At 60.5% G+C, this 21,770-nt stretch carries 16 protein-coding genes and 1 pseudogene; 11 read left to right on the plus strand and 6 right to left on the minus strand.

The genetic code is table 11. The features are described 5' to 3' along the window. The first annotated feature begins 6 nt into the window (after positions 1–6). Positions 7–1,329, plus strand: a complete 1,323-nt coding sequence (locus TL5118_RS01950) for an MFS transporter (RefSeq protein ID WP_058243246.1) — start codon at positions 7–9, stop codon at positions 1,327–1,329. Here TL5118_RS01950 and bhcR read toward each other — a convergent pair. Beyond that, complete coding sequence (bhcR, locus tag TL5118_RS01955; RefSeq protein WP_058243245.1) at positions 1,326–2,162, minus strand: HTH-type transcriptional regulator BhcR; 837 nt, start codon at positions 2,160–2,162, stop codon at positions 1,326–1,328. The two genes, TL5118_RS01950 and bhcR, sit on opposite strands and share 4 nt — an antisense overlap. 196 nt (positions 2,163–2,358) lie before the next feature. Between bhcR and bhcA the strand changes: the two genes are divergently transcribed. From bhcA to bhcD, 4 genes are all read left to right on the plus strand, one after another. Then, entirely contained in the window at positions 2,359–3,549 is a 1,191-nt protein-coding gene (bhcA, locus tag TL5118_RS01960) for an L-aspartate--glyoxylate aminotransferase BhcA (RefSeq protein WP_058243244.1), read from the plus strand. Further along, the gene (bhcB, locus tag TL5118_RS01965; RefSeq protein ID WP_058243243.1) at positions 3,549–4,517 is read left to right on the plus strand and encodes a beta-hydroxyaspartate dehydratase BhcB; all 969 of its coding nucleotides are present in this window, start codon (positions 3,549–3,551) and stop codon (positions 4,515–4,517) included. Before bhcA ends, bhcB begins: the two co-directional genes overlap by 1 nt. A 20-nt stretch (positions 4,518–4,537) precedes the next feature. After that, positions 4,538–5,701 carry a 3-hydroxy-D-aspartate aldolase BhcC gene (gene bhcC, locus TL5118_RS01970; protein WP_058243242.1) on the plus strand — a complete coding sequence of 388 codons (1,164 nt, stop codon included), beginning with the start codon at positions 4,538–4,540 and terminating at the stop codon, positions 5,699–5,701. An 85-nt stretch (positions 5,702–5,786) separates the two neighbouring features. Next, positions 5,787–6,752, plus strand: coding sequence for an iminosuccinate reductase BhcD (gene bhcD / locus TL5118_RS01975; protein WP_058243241.1), 966 nt, complete (start codon positions 5,787–5,789; stop codon positions 6,750–6,752). Positions 6,753–6,815: 63 nt separating this feature from the next. Here the strand turns inward: bhcD and TL5118_RS01980 are convergent, their stop codons facing one another. Both TL5118_RS01980 and TL5118_RS01985 read right to left on the minus strand, forming a co-directional pair. After that, positions 6,816–7,730: a LysR family transcriptional regulator gene (locus TL5118_RS01980; RefSeq protein ID WP_058243240.1), complete on the minus strand. Its 915-nt coding sequence runs from the start codon at positions 7,728–7,730 to the stop codon at positions 6,816–6,818. 76 nt (positions 7,731–7,806) lie between these two features. Beyond that, the gene (locus tag TL5118_RS01985; RefSeq protein ID WP_058243239.1) at positions 7,807–8,715 is read right to left on the minus strand and encodes a LysR family transcriptional regulator; all 909 of its coding nucleotides are present in this window, start codon (positions 8,713–8,715) and stop codon (positions 7,807–7,809) included. Between the two features lie 246 nt (positions 8,716–8,961). On the opposite strand from TL5118_RS01985, the gene xdhA reads away from it, so the two are divergent. The 5 genes and pseudogenes from xdhA to guaD all read left to right on the plus strand — a co-directional run bounded on the left by xdhA (position 8,962) and on the right by guaD (position 16,740). Then, positions 8,962–10,422, plus strand: a complete 1,461-nt coding sequence (xdhA, locus tag TL5118_RS01990; RefSeq protein ID WP_058243238.1) for a xanthine dehydrogenase small subunit — start codon at positions 8,962–8,964, stop codon at positions 10,420–10,422. A gap of 14 nt (positions 10,423–10,436) precedes the next feature. Continuing rightward, positions 10,437–12,761 carry a xanthine dehydrogenase molybdopterin binding subunit gene (xdhB, locus tag TL5118_RS01995; RefSeq protein WP_058243237.1) on the plus strand — a complete coding sequence of 775 codons (2,325 nt, stop codon included), beginning with the start codon at positions 10,437–10,439 and terminating at the stop codon, positions 12,759–12,761. A 4-nt stretch (positions 12,762–12,765) separates the two neighbouring features. Beyond that, the gene (gene xdhC, locus TL5118_RS02000; protein ID WP_058243236.1) at positions 12,766–13,620 is read left to right on the plus strand and encodes a xanthine dehydrogenase accessory protein XdhC; all 855 of its coding nucleotides are present in this window, start codon (positions 12,766–12,768) and stop codon (positions 13,618–13,620) included. Positions 13,621–13,687: 67 nt separating this feature from the next. Beyond that, positions 13,688–15,271: pseudogene (locus tag TL5118_RS02005) on the plus strand (permease family protein). Positions 15,272–15,387: 116 nt separating this feature from the next. Then, positions 15,388–16,740, plus strand: coding sequence for a guanine deaminase (gene guaD, locus TL5118_RS02010; protein WP_242601704.1), 1,353 nt, complete (start codon positions 15,388–15,390; stop codon positions 16,738–16,740). Between the two features lie 81 nt (positions 16,741–16,821). On the opposite strand, the gene TL5118_RS02015 is transcribed toward guaD, so the two are convergent. Then, the gene (locus TL5118_RS02015) at positions 16,822–18,438 is read right to left on the minus strand and encodes a GMC family oxidoreductase (protein WP_058243233.1); all 1,617 of its coding nucleotides are present in this window, start codon (positions 18,436–18,438) and stop codon (positions 16,822–16,824) included. Between the two features lie 233 nt (positions 18,439–18,671). Between TL5118_RS02015 and TL5118_RS02020 the strand changes: the two genes are divergently transcribed. Further along, a complete protein-coding gene (locus tag TL5118_RS02020; RefSeq protein ID WP_058243232.1) occupies positions 18,672–20,012 on the plus strand; it encodes an aspartate aminotransferase family protein in 1,341 nt (446 codons plus the stop codon). Between the two features lie 157 nt (positions 20,013–20,169). Here the strand turns inward: TL5118_RS02020 and gph are convergent, their stop codons facing one another. Both gph and TL5118_RS02030 read right to left on the minus strand, forming a co-directional pair. Continuing rightward, a complete protein-coding gene (gene gph / locus TL5118_RS02025) occupies positions 20,170–20,814 on the minus strand; it encodes a phosphoglycolate phosphatase (protein ID WP_058243231.1) in 645 nt (214 codons plus the stop codon). Positions 20,815–20,890: 76 nt separating this feature from the next. Next, the gene (locus TL5118_RS02030; protein ID WP_058243230.1) at positions 20,891–21,739 is read right to left on the minus strand and encodes a helix-turn-helix domain-containing protein; all 849 of its coding nucleotides are present in this window, start codon (positions 21,737–21,739) and stop codon (positions 20,891–20,893) included. Between the last annotated feature and the right edge of the window lie 31 nt (positions 21,740–21,770).

The raw sequence follows: 21,770 nt of genomic DNA on the forward strand, positions 1-21,770 counted from the left end.
CCAGCCATGTTTTCCATTCTGTCAGACCGTCGGTTCCGCCATCTGTTCGGGGCGCAGATCGTTGCGCTTTTGGGCACCGGGTTGGCCTCGGTCGCGCTGGGGCTGCTGGCTTATGATCTGGCCGGTGATCAGGCGGGGATGGTGCTGGGGGCGGTCTTCACCATCAAGATGGTGGCCTATGTGACTATCGCGCCGGTCGCCGGCGCATTTGCGGATCGGATCAACCGGCGCAGGCTGCTGGTGGCGCTGGATCTGATCCGCGCAGGTGTTGCGGTGGCTTTGCCCTTTGTCAGTGAGATCTGGCAGGTCTATGTGCTGATCTTCCTGCTGCAGGCGGCTTCGGCCGGATTTACACCGACGTTTCAGGCCACCATTCCCGATATCCTGCCAGAGGAAGACCGCTACACCCGTGGATTGGCACTGTCGCGTCTGGCTTATGATCTGGAAAACATCATCAGCCCAACCTTGGCTGCGTTGGTGCTGATGGTGCTCAGCTATAACACGCTATTTTTTGGCACGATGGCGGGGTTCCTGGCCTCGGCCGTGTTGATCGTTTCGGTGATGATCCCCAGCCCCAAACCCACGGCCCCACGGGGTGTCTATGAACGCACCACGCTGGGTGCGCGGATCTTCTTCGCCACCCCGCGTTTGCGTGGGTTGATGGGGTTGAACCTGGCTGTGTCGGCCGCGGGCGCAATGGTGCTGGTGAACTCGGTCGTTTTGGTGCGCGCAGATTTGGCCCTGTCGGAAACCGCACTGGCCTGGACGATGTTTGCCTTTGGCTTTGGATCGATGGTGGCGGCGTTCCTGTTGCCGCGCCTGCTGGAGCGGGTGGCCGACAGGCCAGTGATGTTGACGGGGGCGGGCGCGATGGTGGCGGCCTTACTGCTGCTTTCCGTCACAACTGCGCTCAACGGGTTGAGCTGGGCCATGCTGTTGATCACCTGGGCTATTATGGGGCTGGGCTATTCCGCGGTGCTGACACCGTCGGGGCGGCTGCTACGTCGTTCTGCACATGCGGAGGATCGCCCGGCCGTCTTTGCCGCGCAATTTGCCCTGTCGCATGCCTGTTGGCTGATCACCTATCCGCTGGCCGGTTGGCTGATGGCGCGGTTCGGGCTGCAGCCGGCCTTGCTGGTGCTGGCGGCTTTGGCGGCGCTGGGCATGGTGGTTGCGCTGCGGCTCTGGCCGGTTGGGGATCCGGTTGAAGTTGAGCACACCCATGACAATCTGCCAGCCGACCATCCACATCTGCAGGGCGGCGGACACCGCCACAGTCATGCGCTGGTTATTGATGGCGACCACCCCCGCTGGGCGACGCATTTCTAACCGGTGGGTGATCCGTTTGGCCCGTCTGGGGCACCAAGATCCTGCGACAATTGTTGGGCGGCTGCGCGGACCCTTGCGCCGATATGCTCAATCCGGTCCAGCGGCAGGCGCTGCACCGGGCCTGAGATGGACAGGCCCGCGACAGGTTCACCATGCAGATTGCGGATGGGCGCCGCGACGCAACGCATCCCCAGTGCCTTTTCCTCATCATCAAAGGCCCAGCCACGGCGTTGGATCTGGACCAGATCCGCCTGCAGCTCAGCCGTGGTGAGGATGGTTTTGTCGGTGAACCGTTCCAACGTCAGGTGACGCAACCGCTTGCTGACCGCGTCTTCGGGCATAGCAGCAAGCAACGCCTTGCCAATACCGGAGGCATGCATGGGCGACAGGGTGCCGGGCGGGAAAAAGGCGCGGATCGATTCATGGGTTTCGACCTGGCTGAGGAACATCACCTCACTATTGCGCTCAATCCCCAGATTTGACGTCTCTCCGGTTTCCTCCATCAAGGCGCGCATCACCGGGCGGGCCCTCTCTACCACGGAGGAGCGACGCAGAAAGGCGGAGCCCAACCGAAAGGCCGCAGCGCCGATATGCCAGGTCTGGCGGACAGGGTCGGTTTCCACCACTTGGCGGGCCTCCAGCGTGGCCAGCACCCGGTGCATCGTGGCGGGCGATTGATCCAGCGCGGTGGCAATTTCAGACAGGGTCAGACCGCTGTGCGCTGCAATGACATCCAGCACATCAAAGGCCCGGTCCAGCGCCTGAATGGTGCTGGCCTTGGGGTCTGCGCTGAAGGCTTTGGGCCGGCCTTTGCGGCGGATTTCGTCACTCATTTTCATCCTCTTTGTGGTTTTGTAGAGGTGTTTTTCCATTTTGTTGAAAATAGCTTTTGCTGAATGAAAAAATCAACAGAACTGTTTTTAAACGATTTTTCCTATATTTTCAGATTTTTGAAAACGTTTTTCAAAAAAATTTCATCCGTCATTTGACCGGGATAGGCTGGATCTAATCGCCACAGGAGGGCAGATCATGAGCTTTCAAAACCCCGTATTCATCCCCGGCCCAACCAACATGCCTGAGGTGCTGCGCAAGGCGGTGGATATGCCGACGCTGGACCACCGGTCACCACTGTTTGGCCAGATCCTGCATCCCGCAATTGCCGGTGTGAAACAGGTGCTGAAATCAAAATCGGCCGAGGTTTTCATTTTCCCGGCCTCCGGCACCGGTGGGTGGGAAACCGCCCTGACCAACACGCTGAGCGCAGGTGACAAGATCCTTGCGGCCCGCAACGGCATGTTCAGCCATCGCTGGATCGACATGTGCCAGCGCCACGATCTGGATGTCACCATTGTAGAAACCCCGTGGGGCGAAGGCCTGCCGGCGGATCGCTACGAAGAGATCCTGACAGCCGATACAAACCACGAAATCCAAGCCGTTCTGGCCACCCACAATGAAACCGCCACCGGCGTGAAATCCGACATTGCGGCGGTGCGCCGTGCGCTGGATGCGGCGGGCCACCCGGCGCTGTTGTTTGTGGATGGCGTCAGCTCCATCGCGTCGATGGATTTCCGCATGGAGGAATGGGGCGTGGATGTTGCGGTGACCGGATCGCAGAAAGGCTTCATGCTGCCCGCCGGTCTGGCCATTGTTGGCTTCTCACCCAAGGCGATGGAGGTGATTGAAACCGCCAAACTGCCGCGCACCTTCTTTGACGTGCGCGACATGGCGGCGGGCTATGCCAACAATGCTTACCCCTACACCCCAGCCGTTGGCCTGCTGAACGGGCTGAAACTCAGCTGTGATATGCTGCTGGGCGAAGGGTTGGAAAACGTCTTTGCCCGTCACAATCGCATTGCTTCGGGCGTTCGCGCCGCGGTGGGCGCCTGGGGGCTGGACCTCTGCGCCGCTTCGCCAGATGTCTATTCGGACAGTGTCAGCGCCATCCGCACCCCTGAGGGGTTCAACGCCACCGATATTGTGACCCTTGCGGCTGAAAAATACGGTGTCGCCTTCGGGGTTGGTCTGGGTGAGGTCGCGGGCAAGGTCTTCCGCATCGGTCATCTGGGTAGCCTGACGGATGTCATGGCGCTCTCGGGTATCGCCACTGCGGAAATGTGCATGGTCGATCTGGGTCTGGATATCACGCTGGGCTCAGGCGTTGCTGCTGCACAGGATTACTACCGCAATCAGGATGCCGCACCGGCCAAGGCGGCGGCGTGATGAAGGACAACGCGATGTATATCCCGACCTATGAGGACATGCTGGACGCACATGCGCGGATCCGGCCCTACATCCGGCGCACACCGGTGCGGACGTCGGATTTCCTCAATGAACTGAGCGGCGCGCAGCTGTTCTTCAAATGCGAAAACTTTCAGGAACCGGGCGCTTTCAAGGTGCGCGGGGCCTCCAATGCGGTCTTTGGGCTGGATGAGGCGCAGGCCGCCAAGGGTGTGGCAACGCACAGTTCTGGCAACCATGCCTCCTGCCTCAGCTATGCGGCGATGAAGCGGGGCATTCCCTGCAACGTGGTCATGCCGCGCACCGCGCCGCAGGCCAAGAAAGACACCGTGCGCCGCTATGGTGGCATCATCACCGAATGTGAGCCCTCGACCTCATCCCGCGAAGCGACCTTTGCCGAGGTGCAGGCGGAAACCGGTGGCGATTTTGTGCATCCCTACAATGACCCGCGGGTGATTGCCGGGCAGGGCACCTGTTCGCGCGAGTTTGTGGAGCAGGTTGATGGTCTGGACGCGGTTGTCGCCCCGATTGGCGGCGGCGGCATGATTTCCGGCACCTGTCTGACGCTGGCAACGCTGGCGCCGGAAACCCAGGTGATCGCGGTCGAGCCCGAGCAGGCAGATGACGCCTACCGCAGCTTCAAGGCGGGCCACATCATTGCGGATGACGCGCCGAAAACCATCGCCGACGGGTTGCTGGTGCCGCTGAAGGATTTGACCTGGCACTTCGTCTCGAACCACGTCAGCGAGATCTACACCGCTTCCGAACAGGAAATCATCGATGCGATGAAGCTGATCTGGAAACACCTGCGGATCGTGATGGAGCCGTCCTCGGCGGTGCCGCTGGCCTGCATTCTGAAAAACAAAGAGGCCTTCGCCGGCAAGCGCGTTGGTCTGATCGTCACCGGCGGCAATGTCGATCTTGACAAACTGCCCTGGCTGAACGGCTAAAGTATAAGGGGAAAAGGAAAATGAACGTGCAAACTGATCTGTCGAAAATGATCGTGGGCTATGACGTTCCGGCGCTGCCGGGCATGGATGAGGCCGATATTCAGACCCCGGCGCTGGTGCTGGACCTGGACGCGCTGGAGCGCAATATCAAAAAGATGGGCGACTATGCGGCGGCGCATGGGATGCGCCACCGCGTGCATGGCAAGATGCACAAATCGGTGGATGTGGCCAAGCTGCAGGAACGTCTGGGCGGCGCGGTTGGTGTCTGCTGTCAGAAGGTTTCCGAGGCTGAGGTGTTCGTACGTGGTGGCATCAAGGATGTGCTGGTGTCCAACCAGGTGCGGGACCCGATGAAAATCGATCGGCTGGCGCAGTTGCCGACGCTGGGCAGCCGGATCATCGTCTGTGTTGACGACTTGGCCAATGTGGCAGAGCTGTCGGCGGCGGCGCAGAAGCACGGCACCCAATTGGAGGTGTTTGTTGAGATTGACTGTGGCGCGGGCCGCTGTGGTGTGACCACCACCGAGGCTGTGGTGGAAATCGCGCAGGCCGTGGACGCGGCCGAAGGGCTGAAGTTCACCGGCATCCAGGCCTACCAAGGCGCGATGCAGCACATGGACAGCTATGAGGACCGCAAAGCCAAGCTGGACGTTGCCATCGCGCAGGTTCAGGACGCAGTCGAAGGGCTGAAAACTGCAGGCATTGAGTGCGAGTTGGTTTCGGGCGGCGGCACCGGGTCGTACTACTTCGAAAGCAACTCGGGCGTTTACAACGAGTTGCAGTGTGGATCCTACGCCTTCATGGATGCGGATTACGGTCGGATCCTCGACAAGGACGGCAAGCGCATTGATCAGGGTGAATGGGAAAACGCTTTCTTCATTCTGACCCAGGTGATGAGCCACGCGAAGGCGGATAAGGCCATTGTGGATGCAGGTCTGAAGGCCCAGTCGGTGGATAGCGGTCTGCCGGTGATCTTTGGCCGTGATGATGTGGAATACGTGAAATGCTCGGACGAACACGGTGTTGTCGCCGATCCTGACGGCAAGCTGGCCGTGGGGGAAAAGCTACGCCTTGTGCCCGGCCACTGTGATCCGACCGCCAATGTCCATGACTGGTATGTCGGTGTGCGCAACGGCAAGGTTGAAACCCTCTGGCCCGTCTCCGCACGCGGCAAGGCCTACTGATCCCCCCCTCGCTGGCAGAGCTTCATGTCCCTTCCATCATAGGCTCTGCCAGTTCTTTTTGGGATCAAACTCGTAAGGAAAACAAATGCATATCGTTCCTGAACGTGACATCGCGGATCTGATGACCCGCGCCGCCGCCTTTGACGCGGTGGAAAAAGTCTTTGCTGCGATGGCGGCCGAAGACGCCTATAACTTCCCGGTCATCCGCGAGGCGCTGGGCCATGAAGAGGCGCTTTATGGCTTCAAGGGTGGCTTTGACCGCGCCGGTTCGACCCTGGGTCTGAAGGCAGGCGGCTACTGGCCGCACAATCTGGAAAAACGCGGGCTGATCAATCACCAGTCCACCGTGTTTCTGTTCGATCCGGACACCGGCAAGGTCTCGGCGATGGTGGGCGGCAACTTGTTGACCGCGTTGCGCACTGCGGCGGCGTCTTCTGTTTCGATCAAACATCTGGCACGCGAAGATGCCAAGGTCATCGGCATGGTTGGGGCAGGGCATCAGGCAACGTTCCAACTGCGGGCTGCCTTGGAGCAGCGCAGCTTTGAAAAGGTAATCGGCTGGAACCTGCACCCCGAAATGCTGCCCAATCTGGAAAAGGTCGCGGCTGAGGCCGGGCTGCCGTTTGAAGCGGTGGACCTGCCCGGTTTGAAAGAGGCCGATGTCGTGATCACCATCACCTCCTCCTTTGATCCGATTGTCCTGTCGGAGCATATCAGCGATGGCACCCATGTCGCCTGCATGGGCACCGATACCATTGGCAAACAAGAGGTTGCGGCGGATCTGCTGACCCGTGCCACGGTCTTCACCGATGAGGTTGCGCAATCCACCACCCTGGGTGAAGCGCAACATGCGGTAGCGAATGGTTCGCTCACGGCGGATCAAATCACCCAGCTGGGCGCGGTTATCAACGGCACCCATGGTGGGCGGGCTTCGGACAGAGAAGTGACCCTGTTTGATGGCACCGGCGTTGGCCTGCAGGATCTGGCGGTCGCCGCCCGTGTGGTGGAGCTGGCGATCGAAAAAGGCACCGCGATCGAAGTGGACTTCTGATCGCCGCATTGCCGAAGAGAACAGGGAAGCCCCGGTGCGTCAGAACGTGCCGGGGCTTTTCTGTTACAGCGGCAGCTGGGCCATTTCAGATTGGATGTGATCCACCATGAAATCGATGAACAACCGCGCCTTTGGGTCCTGCCGGCGGCGGTGCATATAGAGGCAGGCCAATTGAATTGGCACCGGTGGTTCGTCTGGCAGAACAACCTCAAGACGGCCGGCGGACAGATGTTCGGCAATCTCAAAAACGGGTTTCATCACAATGCCATGACCACCCAGGGCCCATTGGGTCAGCACCTCACCATGGTCGGTTTCAAACGGGCCGGTGACAGGCACACGTTGCACACCGTTCGGTCCTTCCAGCGGCCATTGAAATTCAGGTGCGCCGGGGTAGCGCAGGTTCAGGCAGTCATGGGCGTCGGTGCGCAACTCATCGCTGTGTTGCGGGGCGCCCATCCGGTCCAGATAGCTGGGCGCGGCACAGAGGACGCGGGGGCAATCGGTGATCTTGCGAATGCGCAGGTTGCTGTCTTCGGGAAGGCCCAGGAAAAACGCCGCATCCAACCCCTCAGCCGCCAGATCCAGTTTGCGGTCTGACAGACGCAGGCGAATGTTGATCTGCGGATATTCGGCCTTGAAAGCAGGGACAGCCGGCGCGATGAACCGTTGCCCGACCCCCAGCGGCGCCGCCACGTAGAGTGTACCGCGCGGGCTGTCGGTGATGTCGGAAATATCGGCCTCGGCTTCCTCAACGGCTTCCAGGATTTTGCTGGCCCCGCTGTAGAAGGTCTTGCCCTGTTCGGTCGGGGTCAGGGTGCGGGTCGTGCGGTGAAACAGGCGCACGCCCAGATGATCCTCAAGCTGGGAAATCCGGCTGGAGGCGACGGCGGCCGACACCCTGAGGTCACGCGCCGCGGCGGACATATTGCCCAGCTCATAGACCCGAACAAACGTGCGGATATTGTCGAGATAGGCCATAGGATTGTCCGGTTTTTGATGAAAGTGTCGCGCTCTTATTCGTTTCTAGCTGAAAATCTAGGGCGCGGCCAGCCGATTAGCTGGGGGTCACAACAGCGCGCTGACCGCGTTCGGTCATGAAATCCACAAACGCGCGGACTTTCGGGTCCTGCAGTTTCCGGTGCGGATAGAGACAACCGAAGATCGAGGGTGAGGGCGGCGTATCCTCCATCACCTGCACCAGCGCCCCTGAGGCAAGATGCTGCGCGATATCGAAACGGGGTTTGTTGGCGATGCCGTGGCCTGCCAGCGCCCATTCCGTCAAAACATCGCTGTCATCCGCGTCAAACTTGCCTGACACCTCAAGCTTGCGCAGGCCAGATGCGGTTTGCAGTTGCCAGAAGTATTCAGGCGAACGCGGATATCGCAGCAGCAGGCAATTGTGGTTTTTCAGCAGATCCTGCGGGGAGGATGGTGCGCCATGTTCGGCGATGTAGTCCGGCGCGGCGACCAAGACACGATCTACCTCGGCGATCCGGCGCAGTTTGAGGTTGGAATCCTTCGGCACCCCGACGAAAAACGCCACATCCAGACGTTCGCTCATCAGATCCACAGCCCGGTCCGACAGGCGCATCTGCACCTCGGTCTCAGGGTAGGCTTTGACAAATTCCGGCACCAAAGGCGCGATGATCCGTCGCCCGACGCCCAGGGGCGCGGTCACCCGGATTACACCGCGGGGCCGGTCGGAAAAGTTGGCCACCACCGCTTCGGCTGCTTCCAGCGAATCGAGGACTTTCTTGGCCTCCTCATAGAAACGCTGACCCACCTCGGTTGGGATGATCGACCGGGTGGTACGGTTAAACAGGCGCACGCCCAGGTGGGCCTCAAGCTCCTTGATGCGTTTAGAGGCCACAGCCGGTGTCAAGCGCAGATCCCGCCCCCCTGAGGTGATCGAACCCAATTCCACAACACGAACAAAGACCTGGAGGCTTTCAATATAAGGCATTGGGGCTATGTCATCCTGAGTGTGGGCCGGCTCTGGGCCAATGTGCATTGACGTCCTGCGCGGCCTTTTAGCGGATCGCTCAAGATCTGGGCAGAGTAGCATTATCAACGAAATGTAGAAAGTATTTAGCGGATAGCGTCATATTCATTGATAGTTTGGAATGGTATTTTTACTGCAAATACCGCGCCCGTGACTGGATCAGCACTGAATGCAGACAAACGGGTGGCCACGCAGTTGGAGGACGAGATGAACTTGCGCAGCGACATTCGGTTTCTGTTGAACGGGCGGCCGGTGACCGTGCCCTCGGTCACAGCATCCCAAACCCTGTTGGATTTTCTGCGCATTGATCAGCGCCTCACCGGCACCAAAGAAGGCTGCGCCGAGGGCGATTGCGGCGCCTGTACGGTTCTGGTTGGCCGGCTGAACGATGGTGGGCTGAAGTATGAGGCGGTCAACGCCTGCATCCGCTTCCTGGCCTCATTGGATGGCTGCCACGTGGTGACGATTGAACACATCCGTGGTGCCGATGGCGGACTGCATCCGGTGCAACAGGCCATGGTGGAATTTCACGGCGCGCAATGCGGGTTCTGCACCCCGGGCATCGTGATGTCCCTTTATGCGCTGTGGATGGAACAGCCCGAGCCGACCCCGGCGCAGGTTGAGGTGGCGCTGCAGGGCAACCTTTGCCGTTGCACCGGCTATGAGCCGATCATCAAAGCGGCCGTGGCTGTCAGCCAATATGGCACCCCGTCGGCGGATTATCTGAATGAAACCCGCACAGGCATCGTGGCACAGTTGCAGGATCTGCAGGATGGCGCCCGTGTGGTGACGGGCCCGGCGGACAATCAGGCGATTGTGCCGGCGGATCTGGATGATTTTGCCACGGTTCTGGTCGAAAACCCAAAAGCCACAATTGTGGCGGGTGCCACGGATGTGGGCCTCTGGGTGACCAAGTTCCTGCGTCCGATCAGCCCGGCGATCCACATCAATCAGATCGATGCGCTGAAACAGATCGAGATGACCGAAGAGGGCATCACCCTGGGTGCAGGCGTCAGCTATTCGGACTTCCTGCCGATGGTGAAGGCGCATTTCCCCTTCCTGCTGGAATACTGGAACCGCATTGCCGGCTGGCAGGTGCGGAACATGGGCACGGTCGGCGGAAACATCGCCAACGGCTCGCCCATCGGGGATACGCCGCCCGTTCTGATCGCGCTGGGCGCGACCGTCACCCTGCGGCGCGGCGCTGACCGCCGGACCGTGCCGCTGGAGGACTATTTCATCGATTACGGTAAACAGGACCTTGGCGAAGGTGAGTTCCTGGAAAGCGTACAAATCCCGCTGCCGGGCAAGTCGCAGATCAACGCGGCCTATAAGATCTCCAAACGCCGGGATGAGGATATCTCGGCCGTGGCAGTGGGTATTTCGGTCACCGTTGAGGGCGGCCAGATCAGCGCCGCGCGCATCGCCTTTGGCGGCATGGCTGCAACCCCGAAACGGGCCGCTGCAGCGGAGGCCGCACTGGTGGGCCAGCCCTTCGCGGAAGCCAGCTTTGACGCGGCTGCCAAGGCGGTTGGCGCAGACTTCGCACCGCTCACAGATTGGCGTGCGTCCTCCGATTATCGTATGCTGTCGGCACAGAACCTGTTGCGCCGCTTCTTCCTGGAACATGATGAGGCGACCGATCAACCGGTCCGCCTGACGGCGTGAAGGGAGGCGCGATCATGGAACATCAAACCGCACTCAAGGGCCTTGTCAGCACCGATCGTCAGCACGACAGCGCGATCAAACATGTGACCGGCCGCGCCGAATATTGCGATGATATCGCAGAACCTGTGGGCACCATGCATGCCTATCTGGGCACGTCCACGGTAGCGCATGGCCGGATCCTGTCGATGGATCTGAGCGCTGTTGCCGCCGCACCGGGGGTCATCGGGATTCTGACCGCCGAGGATATTCCCGGTCACAATGATGTCAGCCCAACCGGTAAAAACGATGAGCCCGTTTTCCCGACGGAGAAGGTTGAGTTTCACGGCCACCCGATCTTTGCCGTGGTTGCCGACAGCCGCGATGCGGCACGGCGCGCAGCGGAGTTGGCCAAGGTTGAATATGAAGAACTGCCGCTGGCGCTGGACCCTCTGGCGGCGCGTGCAGCGGGGGGCGCCCTTGTCACCGATCCGCTGAAACTGGAACGGGGTGAGGTCGCGCCTGCAATGGCAGAAGCGCCCCATCGCATCACCGGCCGGATGGAAATCGGCGGTCAGGATCACATGTATCTGGAAGGCCACATCGCCTTTGCTGTGCCCGGCGAGGATGACGATGTTGTTGTCACCAGCTCCACCCAGCATCCAAGCGAAGCGCAGCATATGGTGGCCCATGTTCTGGGCGTGCCGTCCAATGCGGTGACCATCAATGTGCGTCGGATGGGCGGCGGTTTTGGTGGCAAAGAAAGCCAGATGAACCTGTTCTGCGCGGTTGCCGCGCTGGCGGCCAAAAAATGGAACCGCCCCTGTAAAATCCGCCCCGATCGCGATCAGGATATGACCGCCACCGGCAAGCGGCATGACTTTGTGGTCGACTATGATGTTGGCTTTGACGATCAGGGCAAGATCACTGCGGTGGACGGCGTGTTTGCAGCGCGCTGCGGCTATACCTCGGACCTGTCGGGGCCGGTGACGGATCGGGCGCTGTTCCACGCCGATAACGCCTATTTCTACCCCAATGTGCGTCTGAAAAGTGAACCGCTGAAAACCAACACCGTGTCCAACACCGCCTTCCGTGGCTTTGGTGGTCCGCAGGGTGTTGTGGCGGCCGAACGGATGATCGAAGAGATCGCCTATAAACTGGGCAAAGACCCGCTGGAGGTGCGCAAGGCGAACTTCTACGGCGACGAAACCGATGGCCGCAACCTGACGCCGTATCACCAGACCGTCGAAGACAACATCATCCACCGCGTGGTGGAAGAGTTGGAAGAAAACGCCGACTATCAGGCGCGCCGCCAGGCCGTGCTGGAGCACAACGCCAAAGGTGGTGTGATCCGCAAAGGCATTGCGTTGACACCGGTGAAATTTGGCATCTCTTTCACGGCGACCTGGTACAATCAGGCTGGATCGCTGATCCACATCTACAATGATGGCTCAATCCATCTGAACCATGGCGGCACGGAGATGGGGCAGGGCCTCAACACCAAGATCGCACAGATCGTGGCCGATGCGTTCCAGGTGGATTTCGACCGGGTGAAGATCACCAAAACCACCACTGAGAAAGTGCCGAACACCTCGGCCACGGCGGCATCGTCGGGGTCTGACCTGAACGGCATGGCCGCTTTGGACGGGGCTGAGCAGATCAAAGCGCGGCTGGTGGCCTTCGCCGCTGAATCGCGTGGCGTGCCGGAAGATCAGGTGAAATTCCTGCCCAACACGGTGCAGATCGGCGAAGAGATGGTGCCGTTCAACACGCTGGTGAAAGAAGCCTATATGGCCCGTGTGCACCTGTCTGCGGCGGGTTTTTATAAAACACCCAAGATCCACTGGGACCGCGCGGCCGGTAAGGGGCGTCCGTTCTTCTACTACGCTTATGGTGCCTCCTGTTCTGAGGTGTCGATCGACACGCTGACCGGGGAATACACCGTGGATCGCACCGATATCCTGCATGATGTGGGCCGTTCGCTGAACCCGATCCTTGATAAAGGCCAGGTCGAAGGCGCCTTTGTTCAGGGGATGGGCTGGCTGACCACGGAAGAGCTGTGGTGGGATGATGCGGGGCGTCTGCGGACCCACGCACCCTCGACCTATAAGATCCCGCTGGCCAGCGACCGCCCGCGTGAGTTTAACGTGGAACTGGCGGAATGGTCGGTGAACAAGGAACGCACCATCAAACGGTCCAAGGCCGTGGGTGAGCCGCCCTTTATGCTGGGTATCTCGGTCTTTGAGGCGCTGTCGATGGCGGTGGCTTCGGTCAATAACTATCGTGAGTGCCCGCGTCTGGATGCGCCGGCTACGCCTGAACGTGTGCTGATGGCCTGTGAACGCCTGAAGGCCGGGGGCTGAAGGGATGGCTTCGGTGGCGGATCTTCAAACCTTTCTCACCTCAGGTGAGCCTGTGGTCAGCGTGCGCCTGACCCGGGTGCGTGGCTCGTCGCCGCGGGAAATGGGAACGGAGATGTTTGTCACCGAAGAGGCGCTGTTTGGCACTATTGGCGGCGGCCAGTTGGAACATCGTGCCATAGATGCGGCACGCCGTCTGCTGGCCAATGGTGATATCGCTTGCCAGTTGGATCTGCCGCTGGGACCGGAAATAGGTCAATGCTGCGGTGGCCGGGTTGAGGTGTCCCTCACCCGGATGAGCGACGGCGACCGTGACGCTGCTTTGGCCCGGGCTGAGGTTGAGGCGGGGCTGCTGCCGCATGTCTATATCCTGGGGGCGGGCCATGTTGGCCGTGCCCTGGCGGATCAGTTCCAGCATATGCCTGTGCATTGCGTTCTGGTGGATCAGCGCAGCGAAGAGCTGGCGCTGTCGCAGGCCAAGGTCGAAGAGCGCCAGAGCGCGATCCCTGAGTTTGACATCATGACGGCGCCACCCGGCAGCGCCTACATTGTACTGACCCATGATCATGGGTTGGATTTCCTGCTGACATCGGCGGCGCTCAGCCGTGGTGATGCGGCCTATGTCGGGATGATTGGTTCGGCCACCAAGCGGGTGAAGTTCCGCAAATGGACCGAGAAACACTGCGAGGAGCTGAGCTCCATCGCAGCATTGAACTGCCCCATTGGGGCAGGCGGTAGCCGCGACAAGCGGCCTGCTGTGATCGCCGCCCTTGTGGTGGCCGAAGTGATCACGGCGCTGACCTCTGAAACTGCCGCAACCGCCCCCTCGGGGGCTGCTGAACCGCCACTGGCGGCGCAGTAATCGCACCCGCGCGCCAAAGGAGGACAGGCGCAGCGGTTTACGACGGTGAACAAAGGAGGACCCACCCATGCGGGCAGGGAGCTATAACTATGCGCTGTTTTCACGCAGCGATTTCAGTGCCTTTTGGGCGCTTTTTACGGATAATCTGATCAACCTGATGGTGCTTGCGGGCATCTGTCAGTTTGTCTTTGGCATGCCTGCCGAGATTGTCTTTGGACGTATCGTACCGGGGGCTGCGGTCGCTATACTGGCTGGTATCGCGGTTTATGTTGGCCTGGCCAAACGCGCAGCAAAGCAGCACGGTCGCGATGTCACCGCACTGCCTTATGGCATCTCCACCCCGGTGATGTTTGTCTATCTTTTCGGTGTGATCGGCCCGATCTACTGGTCCACAAACGATCCGATGCTGGCCTAGCAGGTTGGTATTGGCGCGGGCTTCATGGGCGGTATTGTAGCGGCGCTTGGCGCAGTTGTTGGCCCCTGGCTGAAGAGGGTCACCCCGCGCGCCGGTATGCTGGGCACGCTTTGCGGTATTGCGCTGGTCTTTATCGGCACGGTGCCACTGGCAACGGTGTTTGAACATCCGTTCATCGGCTTTGCCTCGATGATCATCATCCTTTGGGGCTTGGTTGGTCGCTTCCGCCTGCCGTTCAACATTCCTGCGGGTCTGTTGGCGCTGATCGTCGGCACCGTGGTGGCGCTGGCGATGGGGGAGGCCAAGATCTCGGCCGAGGGGGTCGGGTTCTACCCGCCGCTGCCCTATGTGGGGGACCTGATTGCGGGGATCCAGCACCTCTTCGCCAACCCCGAGCTGTTCTTGGTTCTGGTGCCGGTGCAGATCTACAACTTCATCGAAACCATGAACAACGTCGAAAGTGCCGAAGCGGCGGGCGATCACTACCCTGTGGCCACCTGCCAGATCACCGATGGTCTGGGCACTATGGTGGGTGCGGTCTTTGGCTCGCCTTTCCCGACCACCGCCTATATCGGCCACCCGGCCTATAAGCGGATGGGGGCACATGCCGGTTACATCATCGGCGTTGGTGTGGTGATCCCGGTGGCGGCCTTCTTTGGCCTGCTGGCGTTCCTCAACAACCTGATCCCCGTGGCGGCTGCTGCGCCGGTTCTGGTTTTTGTGGCGCTGAGCCTGATCACCAACACCGCCCATTCGATCAAAACCGAACATGTGGCCGCGGTGACCATCGCGATGATGCCGCATGTGTCGGCTTTCCTAATGACCAAATGGGGATCGCTGATGGGGGCGCTTGGCGCCACCGGGGTTGAAGGGCTGCCGCAGATGGGGGACCCGGCGCTGACCGCCGCCCTGCTGCAGCAAGGCGCGCATTTTGAGGGGCATCTGGCCCTCAGCCAGGGCGCCATCCTGACCGGTCTGATCTGGGGCGCCATCGTGGCCTATGTCATCGACGGCAAGTTCCGCGCTGCAGGGGGCTTTGCCCTGGCGGCAACCGGCATGTCGATGGTCGGCATCATCCACGGCGCCAGCCTGCATTGGCCGGATCTGAATGCCGTCTCGATGGGCTATCTGATCTCGGCTGCGTTCCTGTTCATCTATCCCGCCTTCCACAAGGAAGACGAACTGGTGAACGAATACGCCGTGGTGGATGAACCCACAGCAAACCCGGCTGAATAAGCCACCAAGATAGGCTGTCCGGCATCCGACAGCCTGACGGTGCGGGCCCGGCATTTCCCCGTCACGGCCCGCACCACATAAACCTGAATTTTACCCCTTACTCCTCTCATGAAGGGATGACTGAACCGATGAATGCAACGCCTGAGAAGAAGCTCCTGCGGGGGCGCGTGCTGAGCTTTACCGCCGAACCGCTGGATCACCGCGACACAGACGCCTATCGCTATATCGAAGACGGTGCGCTGCTGATTGAAGGGGGCCGGATCGCGGCGATGGGCGCATATGAGGATGTTGCACCTCAGGCGGCCGGCGTCCCGGTTGTGGACCACCGTCCGCATTTGCTGATGCCGGGGTTCATCGACACCCATATGCATTTCCCGCAGGTGCAGGTGATTGCTTCCTGGGGGGATCAGCTGCTGGACTGGCTGAACAACTACACCTTCCCTGAAGAGACCCGTTTCGTCGCGCCGGAACATAGCGCCGCGATGGCCCGCCGGTTCTATGAGCTGATCGTGGGTCACGGCACCACAACAGCAGTGGCGTTTTGTTCGGTGCATAAAACCTCGGCCGAGGCTTACTTCGAGGAGGCCGCGCGCCGCGACATGCGGATGATCGGCGGCAAGGTGATGATGGATCGCAATGCCCCTGACGCGCTGCGCGATACGGCGCAAACGGGCTATGACGAAACCAAGGAGCTGATTGCCAAATGGCATGGCCGGGGTAGGGCGCTTTATGCGGTGTCGCCGCGATTTGCGATCACCTCAACCCCTGAGCAGCTGGAGATGGCGGGCACCCTGATGGCTGAGCACCCCGAGTGCTACATGCAGACCCACCTCAGCGAAAACCATGATGAGATCGTCTTTACCAAGGAGCTTTACCCAGAGGCGCCGGATTATTTGGGCGTCTATGAAAAATACGGACTGCTGTCGGATAAGGCGCTGTTGGGCCATGCCATCCATCTGGAACAGCGTGAGATTGATGTGATGACCAGCACCGGTGCCAAGCCGGTGTTCTGCCCGACCTCTAACCTGTTTTTGGGCTCTGGCCTGTTTGACGATGGCGGGTTGCGCGACAGCGGGATCACCAATGCCATCGCCACGGATATCGGGGCCGGCACCAGCTATTCGATGCTGCAGACCCTGAATGAGGGCTACAAGATCCTGCAATTGCAGGGCCAGAAACTGCACCCGCTGCGGGCCTTCCACTGGATCACCCGCGGCAATGCGGTTGCCTTGGGTTTGGACGATAAAATCGGCACGCTGGAGGCTGGCACCGAGGCAGATGTCGTGGTGCTGAACGCCCGGGCCACGGCCGCGATGGAATTGCGGATGGAACGCGCTGAGAGCTTGTCGGAAGAGTTGTTCATCCTGCAGATGTTGGGCGATGACCGATCGGTGGATCAGGTCTACGTCGCGGGAAAGGCACAGAAATCTGTGCCAGACCAAGGATATTCTCCTTCAGTTGCGGCGTGATCTCCCCACCTGCAACGTTTTGGCCGCCCTTTATTGGGCGGCCTTTTTTCTGGTGAAACACCGCGTGTCCGGCGCGGGGTGTTAGGCTGATCTGGCCGATTTCATCATGTCTGCGGCTTTTTCTGCGATCATGATGGTGGGGGCATTTGTGTTGCCGCCAATCAGCCGCGGCATGACCGAGGCATCGACAACACGCAGCGCTTCAAGCCCATGCACACGCAGTTCGGGATCCACCACGGCCATATCATCGACGCCCATTTTGCAGGTGCCCACCGGATGGTAGATCGTATCGGCCCGTTCGCGAATTTTCGCGGCCCAGTCGGCATCACTCATCCCGTCGGAAATGCCGAACAGCTCTTTGCTTTCGTAGGATTTCAGCGGCTCGGTTTTCATGATGTCGCGGGTCATCTTGGCGCCTTTGATCATCAGATCCAGGTCGCGCTGGTCACTCAGATAGGCCGGATCAATGCGCGGCGGCGCCATCGGATCAGCCGAGGACAGACCAACCGACCCCCGCGAATAGGGCCGCAGCGCACAGATGTGGCAGGAATACCCGTGCCCCAGATGCAGCTTGCGGGCATGGTCGTCGACAATCGAGATCACAAAATGCAGCTGAATGTCCGGCCGCTCCTCCGTAGGGGAGGTTTTCAGGAAGGCCGCGCCTTCGGCAAAGGGGGTGGCCACCATCGAGTTGCCATCCTTGCGCCAGCGCAGCATTTCTTTTAGCGCATGCCAGGAGGCGCGCAGCCCGATGCCGACGTTGTCCGTATCCTTGGTCTTATAGGCGAGGGTGAAATCCAGATGGTCCTGCAGGTTCTGCCCGACACCCGGCAGTTCATGCACCATGTCGATCCCATGCGGTGTGATGTCTTCCGCGCGACCAACCCCAGACAGCTGCAACAGCTGGGGGGAGTTAAAGGCCCCGCCACATAACACCACTTCACGATTGGCGCTGACCTTATGGCTCTGCCGTTTCTGGCGATAGCTGACACCTGTGGCGCGCTTGCCGTCAAACAGGATCCGTTCCGCATGCGCGCCGGTGAGGACGGTGAGGTTGGGCCGCTCCATCACCGGGTGCAGATAGGCCGCGGCGGCTGAACAACGTTCGCCGTTCTTGGCGGGGTCGTGAAACTGGGTGACCTGATAGAGGCCGATGCCTTCGTTGTCACCGCGGTTGAAATCCTCCACCACGCGGTGCTGCAATTGCGCGCCCGCTTCGACAAAGGCGCGGGAGATCGGGCGCGGCGCTTTCTGGTCGCTGACCTGAAGCGGCCCGTCGCCGCCGTGCACCTCATCGCCGCCATGTTCGTTGTTTTCGGACTTCTGGAAATAGGGCAGCACATCCTGCCAGCCCCAGCCCGTGCAGCCCAGATCCACCCATTCATCGTAGTCGCCCGCATGGCCCCGCACGTAGAGCATGGCATTGATGGCTGACGATCCCCCCAGCGCCTTGCCGCGCGGCTGGTAGCCTTTGCGGCCGTTCAGGCCTTTCTGTGGGACGGTTTCAAAACACCAGTTGTTCAGCCGTACATAGTTGGGCAGCATCGCAACCACCGCCATGGGCGCGCGTACAAAGATGCTTTTGCCGGCGCCACCGGCCTCCAGCAGACAAACGGAAACCTCTGGATCTTCGCTGAGGCGCGCCGCAAGCGTTGCCCCGCCGGATCCGCCGCCCACAATCACGTAGTCAAATTCCATTGTCCCCTCCACCGCTTGCGTCTTTGCCACAGCTTCGATGAGAGCGGGCACATGTGTCCAGCATTTAGGCGGCGAATGTCGCAACGGAAGGTTGGCGGGTCGTTCGCTCTTGGCAGGGGGGGAAAAATTTGATCATATTCTGAAAAACGACTTGAGCCGCGCCCGCGAATCCGCGCATCAAGTTGCAAAGACAACCTGACGGGCCCTGCGCCCGCCCCTTTGGAGGATCGCCCATGACTGTGCAGCCAAACTCGATCGAGGCGCGGGACGCCGCTTATCAGCTGCATTCCTATTCTAACGCCCGCAAGATGGAGGCCGAAGGCTCCCTGATCTTGGAAGAGGGTGAGGGCATCTATGTCACTGACAACACCGGCAAGCGTTATATCGAAGGCCTGTCTGGCCTGTGGTCGGTTGCCGTTGGGTTTGGTGAACAGCGCCTGATTGATGCCGCCAACGCGCAGATGCAGAAGCTGCCCTATTACCACACCTTCGCCCAGAAATCGCACACCCCCTCGGTGGAACTGGCTGAGAAGCTGATCGAGATGGCACCGGTGCCGATGTCCAAGGTGTTCTTCACCAACTCCGGCTCAGAAGCGAACGACACGGTGGTGAAGCTGCTGTGGTATCGCGCCAATGCGATGGGCACCCCGGAAAAGAAGAAGATCATCAGCCGGATCAAAGGCTATCACGGTGTTACCGTGGCCTCGGCCAGCCTGACCGGTCTGCCCTATAACCACATGTCCTTTGACCTGCCGCTGCCCGGCATCCTGCACACCGGCTGCCCGCATTACGGTGGCTTCGCGCAGGACGGCGAGAGCGAGGAACAGTTCGTCGCCCGTCTGGCGCAGGAGCTTGACGATATGATCCAGTCCGAGGGCCCCGACACGATCGCTGCCTTCATTGGTGAACCGGTGATGGGTGCAGGCGGCGTGATTGTTCCGCCTGAGGGTTACTGGGCCGCTATTCAGGCCGTGCTGAAGAAATACGATATCCTGCTGATCGCGGATGAGGTGATCTGTGGGTTTGGCCGTACCGGCAAGATGTTTGGCTGTGAAACCATGGGGATTGAGCCTGACATCATGGTGATGTCGAAGCAGCTGTCCTCTTCCTACATGCCGATCTCGGCGGTGATGATGAACGATCGTGTCTATCAACCGGTTGCGGACGAAAGCGACAAGATCGGCACCTTTGGTCACGGGTATACCGGGTCCGGCCATCCGGTTGGTGCAGCCGTGGCGCTGGAAAACATCAAGATCATCGAAGAGCGTGATCTGGTTGGCAATGCTGCCAAGCTGTCACCGCTGTTCATCGAACGCCTGACGGCATTGACTGACAATCCGCTGGTCAAAGAGATGCGCGGCATTGGCCTGATCGGCGCGTTGGAGCTGAAACAGCAGGGCGATGCGGTTGGCGTTGCGGGCGCGGCCATGTCGGCGGCCTGTATGGAGCGTGGTCTGATCGTGCGGAACCTTGGTGACACCGTGGCCCTGTGTCCGCCGCTGATCATCACCGAGGCGCAGCTGAATGAGCTGTTTGACATCTACGCAGATGCGCTTGCCAGCCTGAGCTTCTGAGCGGCGCTGCCGTGAATTTGAGAAGGCGGGCCATCTGGTCCGCCTTTTTTCGTTGCCAAAGTGTAGTCACGCCAAATCTCTGATTTGGCAGCGTCCGAACCGCCCCCACGGGGCGGGCGCTTTGCTTCCACCCCTCGGTTCGGGCGCGGTCCCTCCGTTAGACCAACGCCTCAACCAATTCCGGCAGCCGCGCAAAATCATCAAACAGTGCGTGATGGGGCAGCTCGGCATGGGGCACCTTGCAATAGCCTTTAGTGAACAACAGGAAAGACACCCCGGCCCGATGGGCGGTTTCCGCGTCTACATCGCTGTCACCTACGTAGATCACTGGCCCCTCCCCAAGCGCGTCAAACGTGGCGTGCAGCGGTGCCGGGTCAGGCTTGCGCTGAGGCAGACTGTCGCCGCCCAGAACCACATCGAAATGTTTGGCCAGATCCAGATGGGCCAGAACCGCCTTGGCCGGGGCAAGTGGCTTGTTGGTGCAAACGCCCAGGCGATGGCCCGCCCCGTGCAGGTTGTCCAGTGCCGCCACGACATTCGGATAGACCTCGGATTTGTCCGAGGAATGCATGTAGCGTTCCTCTAGCGTGGCCAGCAAAGAAGCGTGTTCGCTGGGCTCAATGCCGCGCGCCAGGCTCATCTTTTCGATCAACACGGCGGCCCCATTGCCGATGAACCCGATGGTTTCCTGCAGGCTCAGCGGGTCCAGCCCGCGATCCGCCAAAAGGGAGTTGGCGACAAACTGGATTTCCGGCGCGCTGTTGATCAGCGTGCCGTCGAGGTCAAAAACGATACGGGCCATCTGGATGTTCCTTGCAATGCACTTGCGCGCAGAGCACCCGATCTGGGGTGGAATGTCTAGGGGTCTGGATCAGGGCTTAGCCAGCGTTCACCCTTTTGCGATAGGCGCTGGGCGTCACGCCGACGTGGCGGCGGAACTGGCGTGAGAAATAGGCCGGATCCTCATAACCGAGGTCAAAGCCGATTTGGCGCACATCCAGGCGCGTATAGGCCAGTTGGCGGCAGGCCTCTTGAAAAGTGCGCGCCTCAATCGTGGCCGAGGCAGACTGCCCCGTTGCTGCGCGCAAAACACGGCTTAAGTGGGTGGGCGTCAGTGCCAGCGCGGTCGCGTAATCTGCCACCTGCCAACGATTTCGCACATGGGTCTGTAGCAGATGTTCGAAACCGGCAAGGATTTCGGCAGCGCGGGTGCCCGGCGCCTGGGCTTGCGGATCGGGCAGGGCGCGGGCGGCCTGGCACAGCATCTGCGCCGCCAAAGCCCGCAACATCGTGGCACGGCCCTTATCGGGCTGGGCATGTTCCGCCGCCAGCGCCATTGCCGTCTGCCGCATCACACCGGTACCGGGCACGATGCCCCAAGCGGCCAAAACACCGGCCAGATCGCTGGCAGGGGCGAACATGTCAGGCAGGGCGGCGGTTTGTACGGTGATCACCCAGCCGCGGGTGCCCGGGGTAAAAGTAAACCCATGCACCACGCCGCGCGGGATGGAGATAAGGCAGGGCAGCTCAGGGCGCTGGGCTTCACCCTCAACCCGCAGGGTCACGCCGCCGGCCTCAATCAGAAACAGCTGGTGCAGATGCGGGTGCTGATGTGCAGAGATACTCCAATCCAGGGTGCCCGCCCGATCTTTGATGGCTTCGATATGCAGGGCGTCGGGCAAGAAACGCTCTTCGCCGTAAAGGGTATAGGCGGGAATTTCTGACATGGGCCGCTCCGAGATCTGGATGTTCGATTTC

This window comes from Thalassovita autumnalis (assembly GCF_001458255.1).
GTDB lineage: Bacteria > Pseudomonadota > Alphaproteobacteria > Rhodobacterales > Rhodobacteraceae > Thalassobius > Thalassobius autumnalis.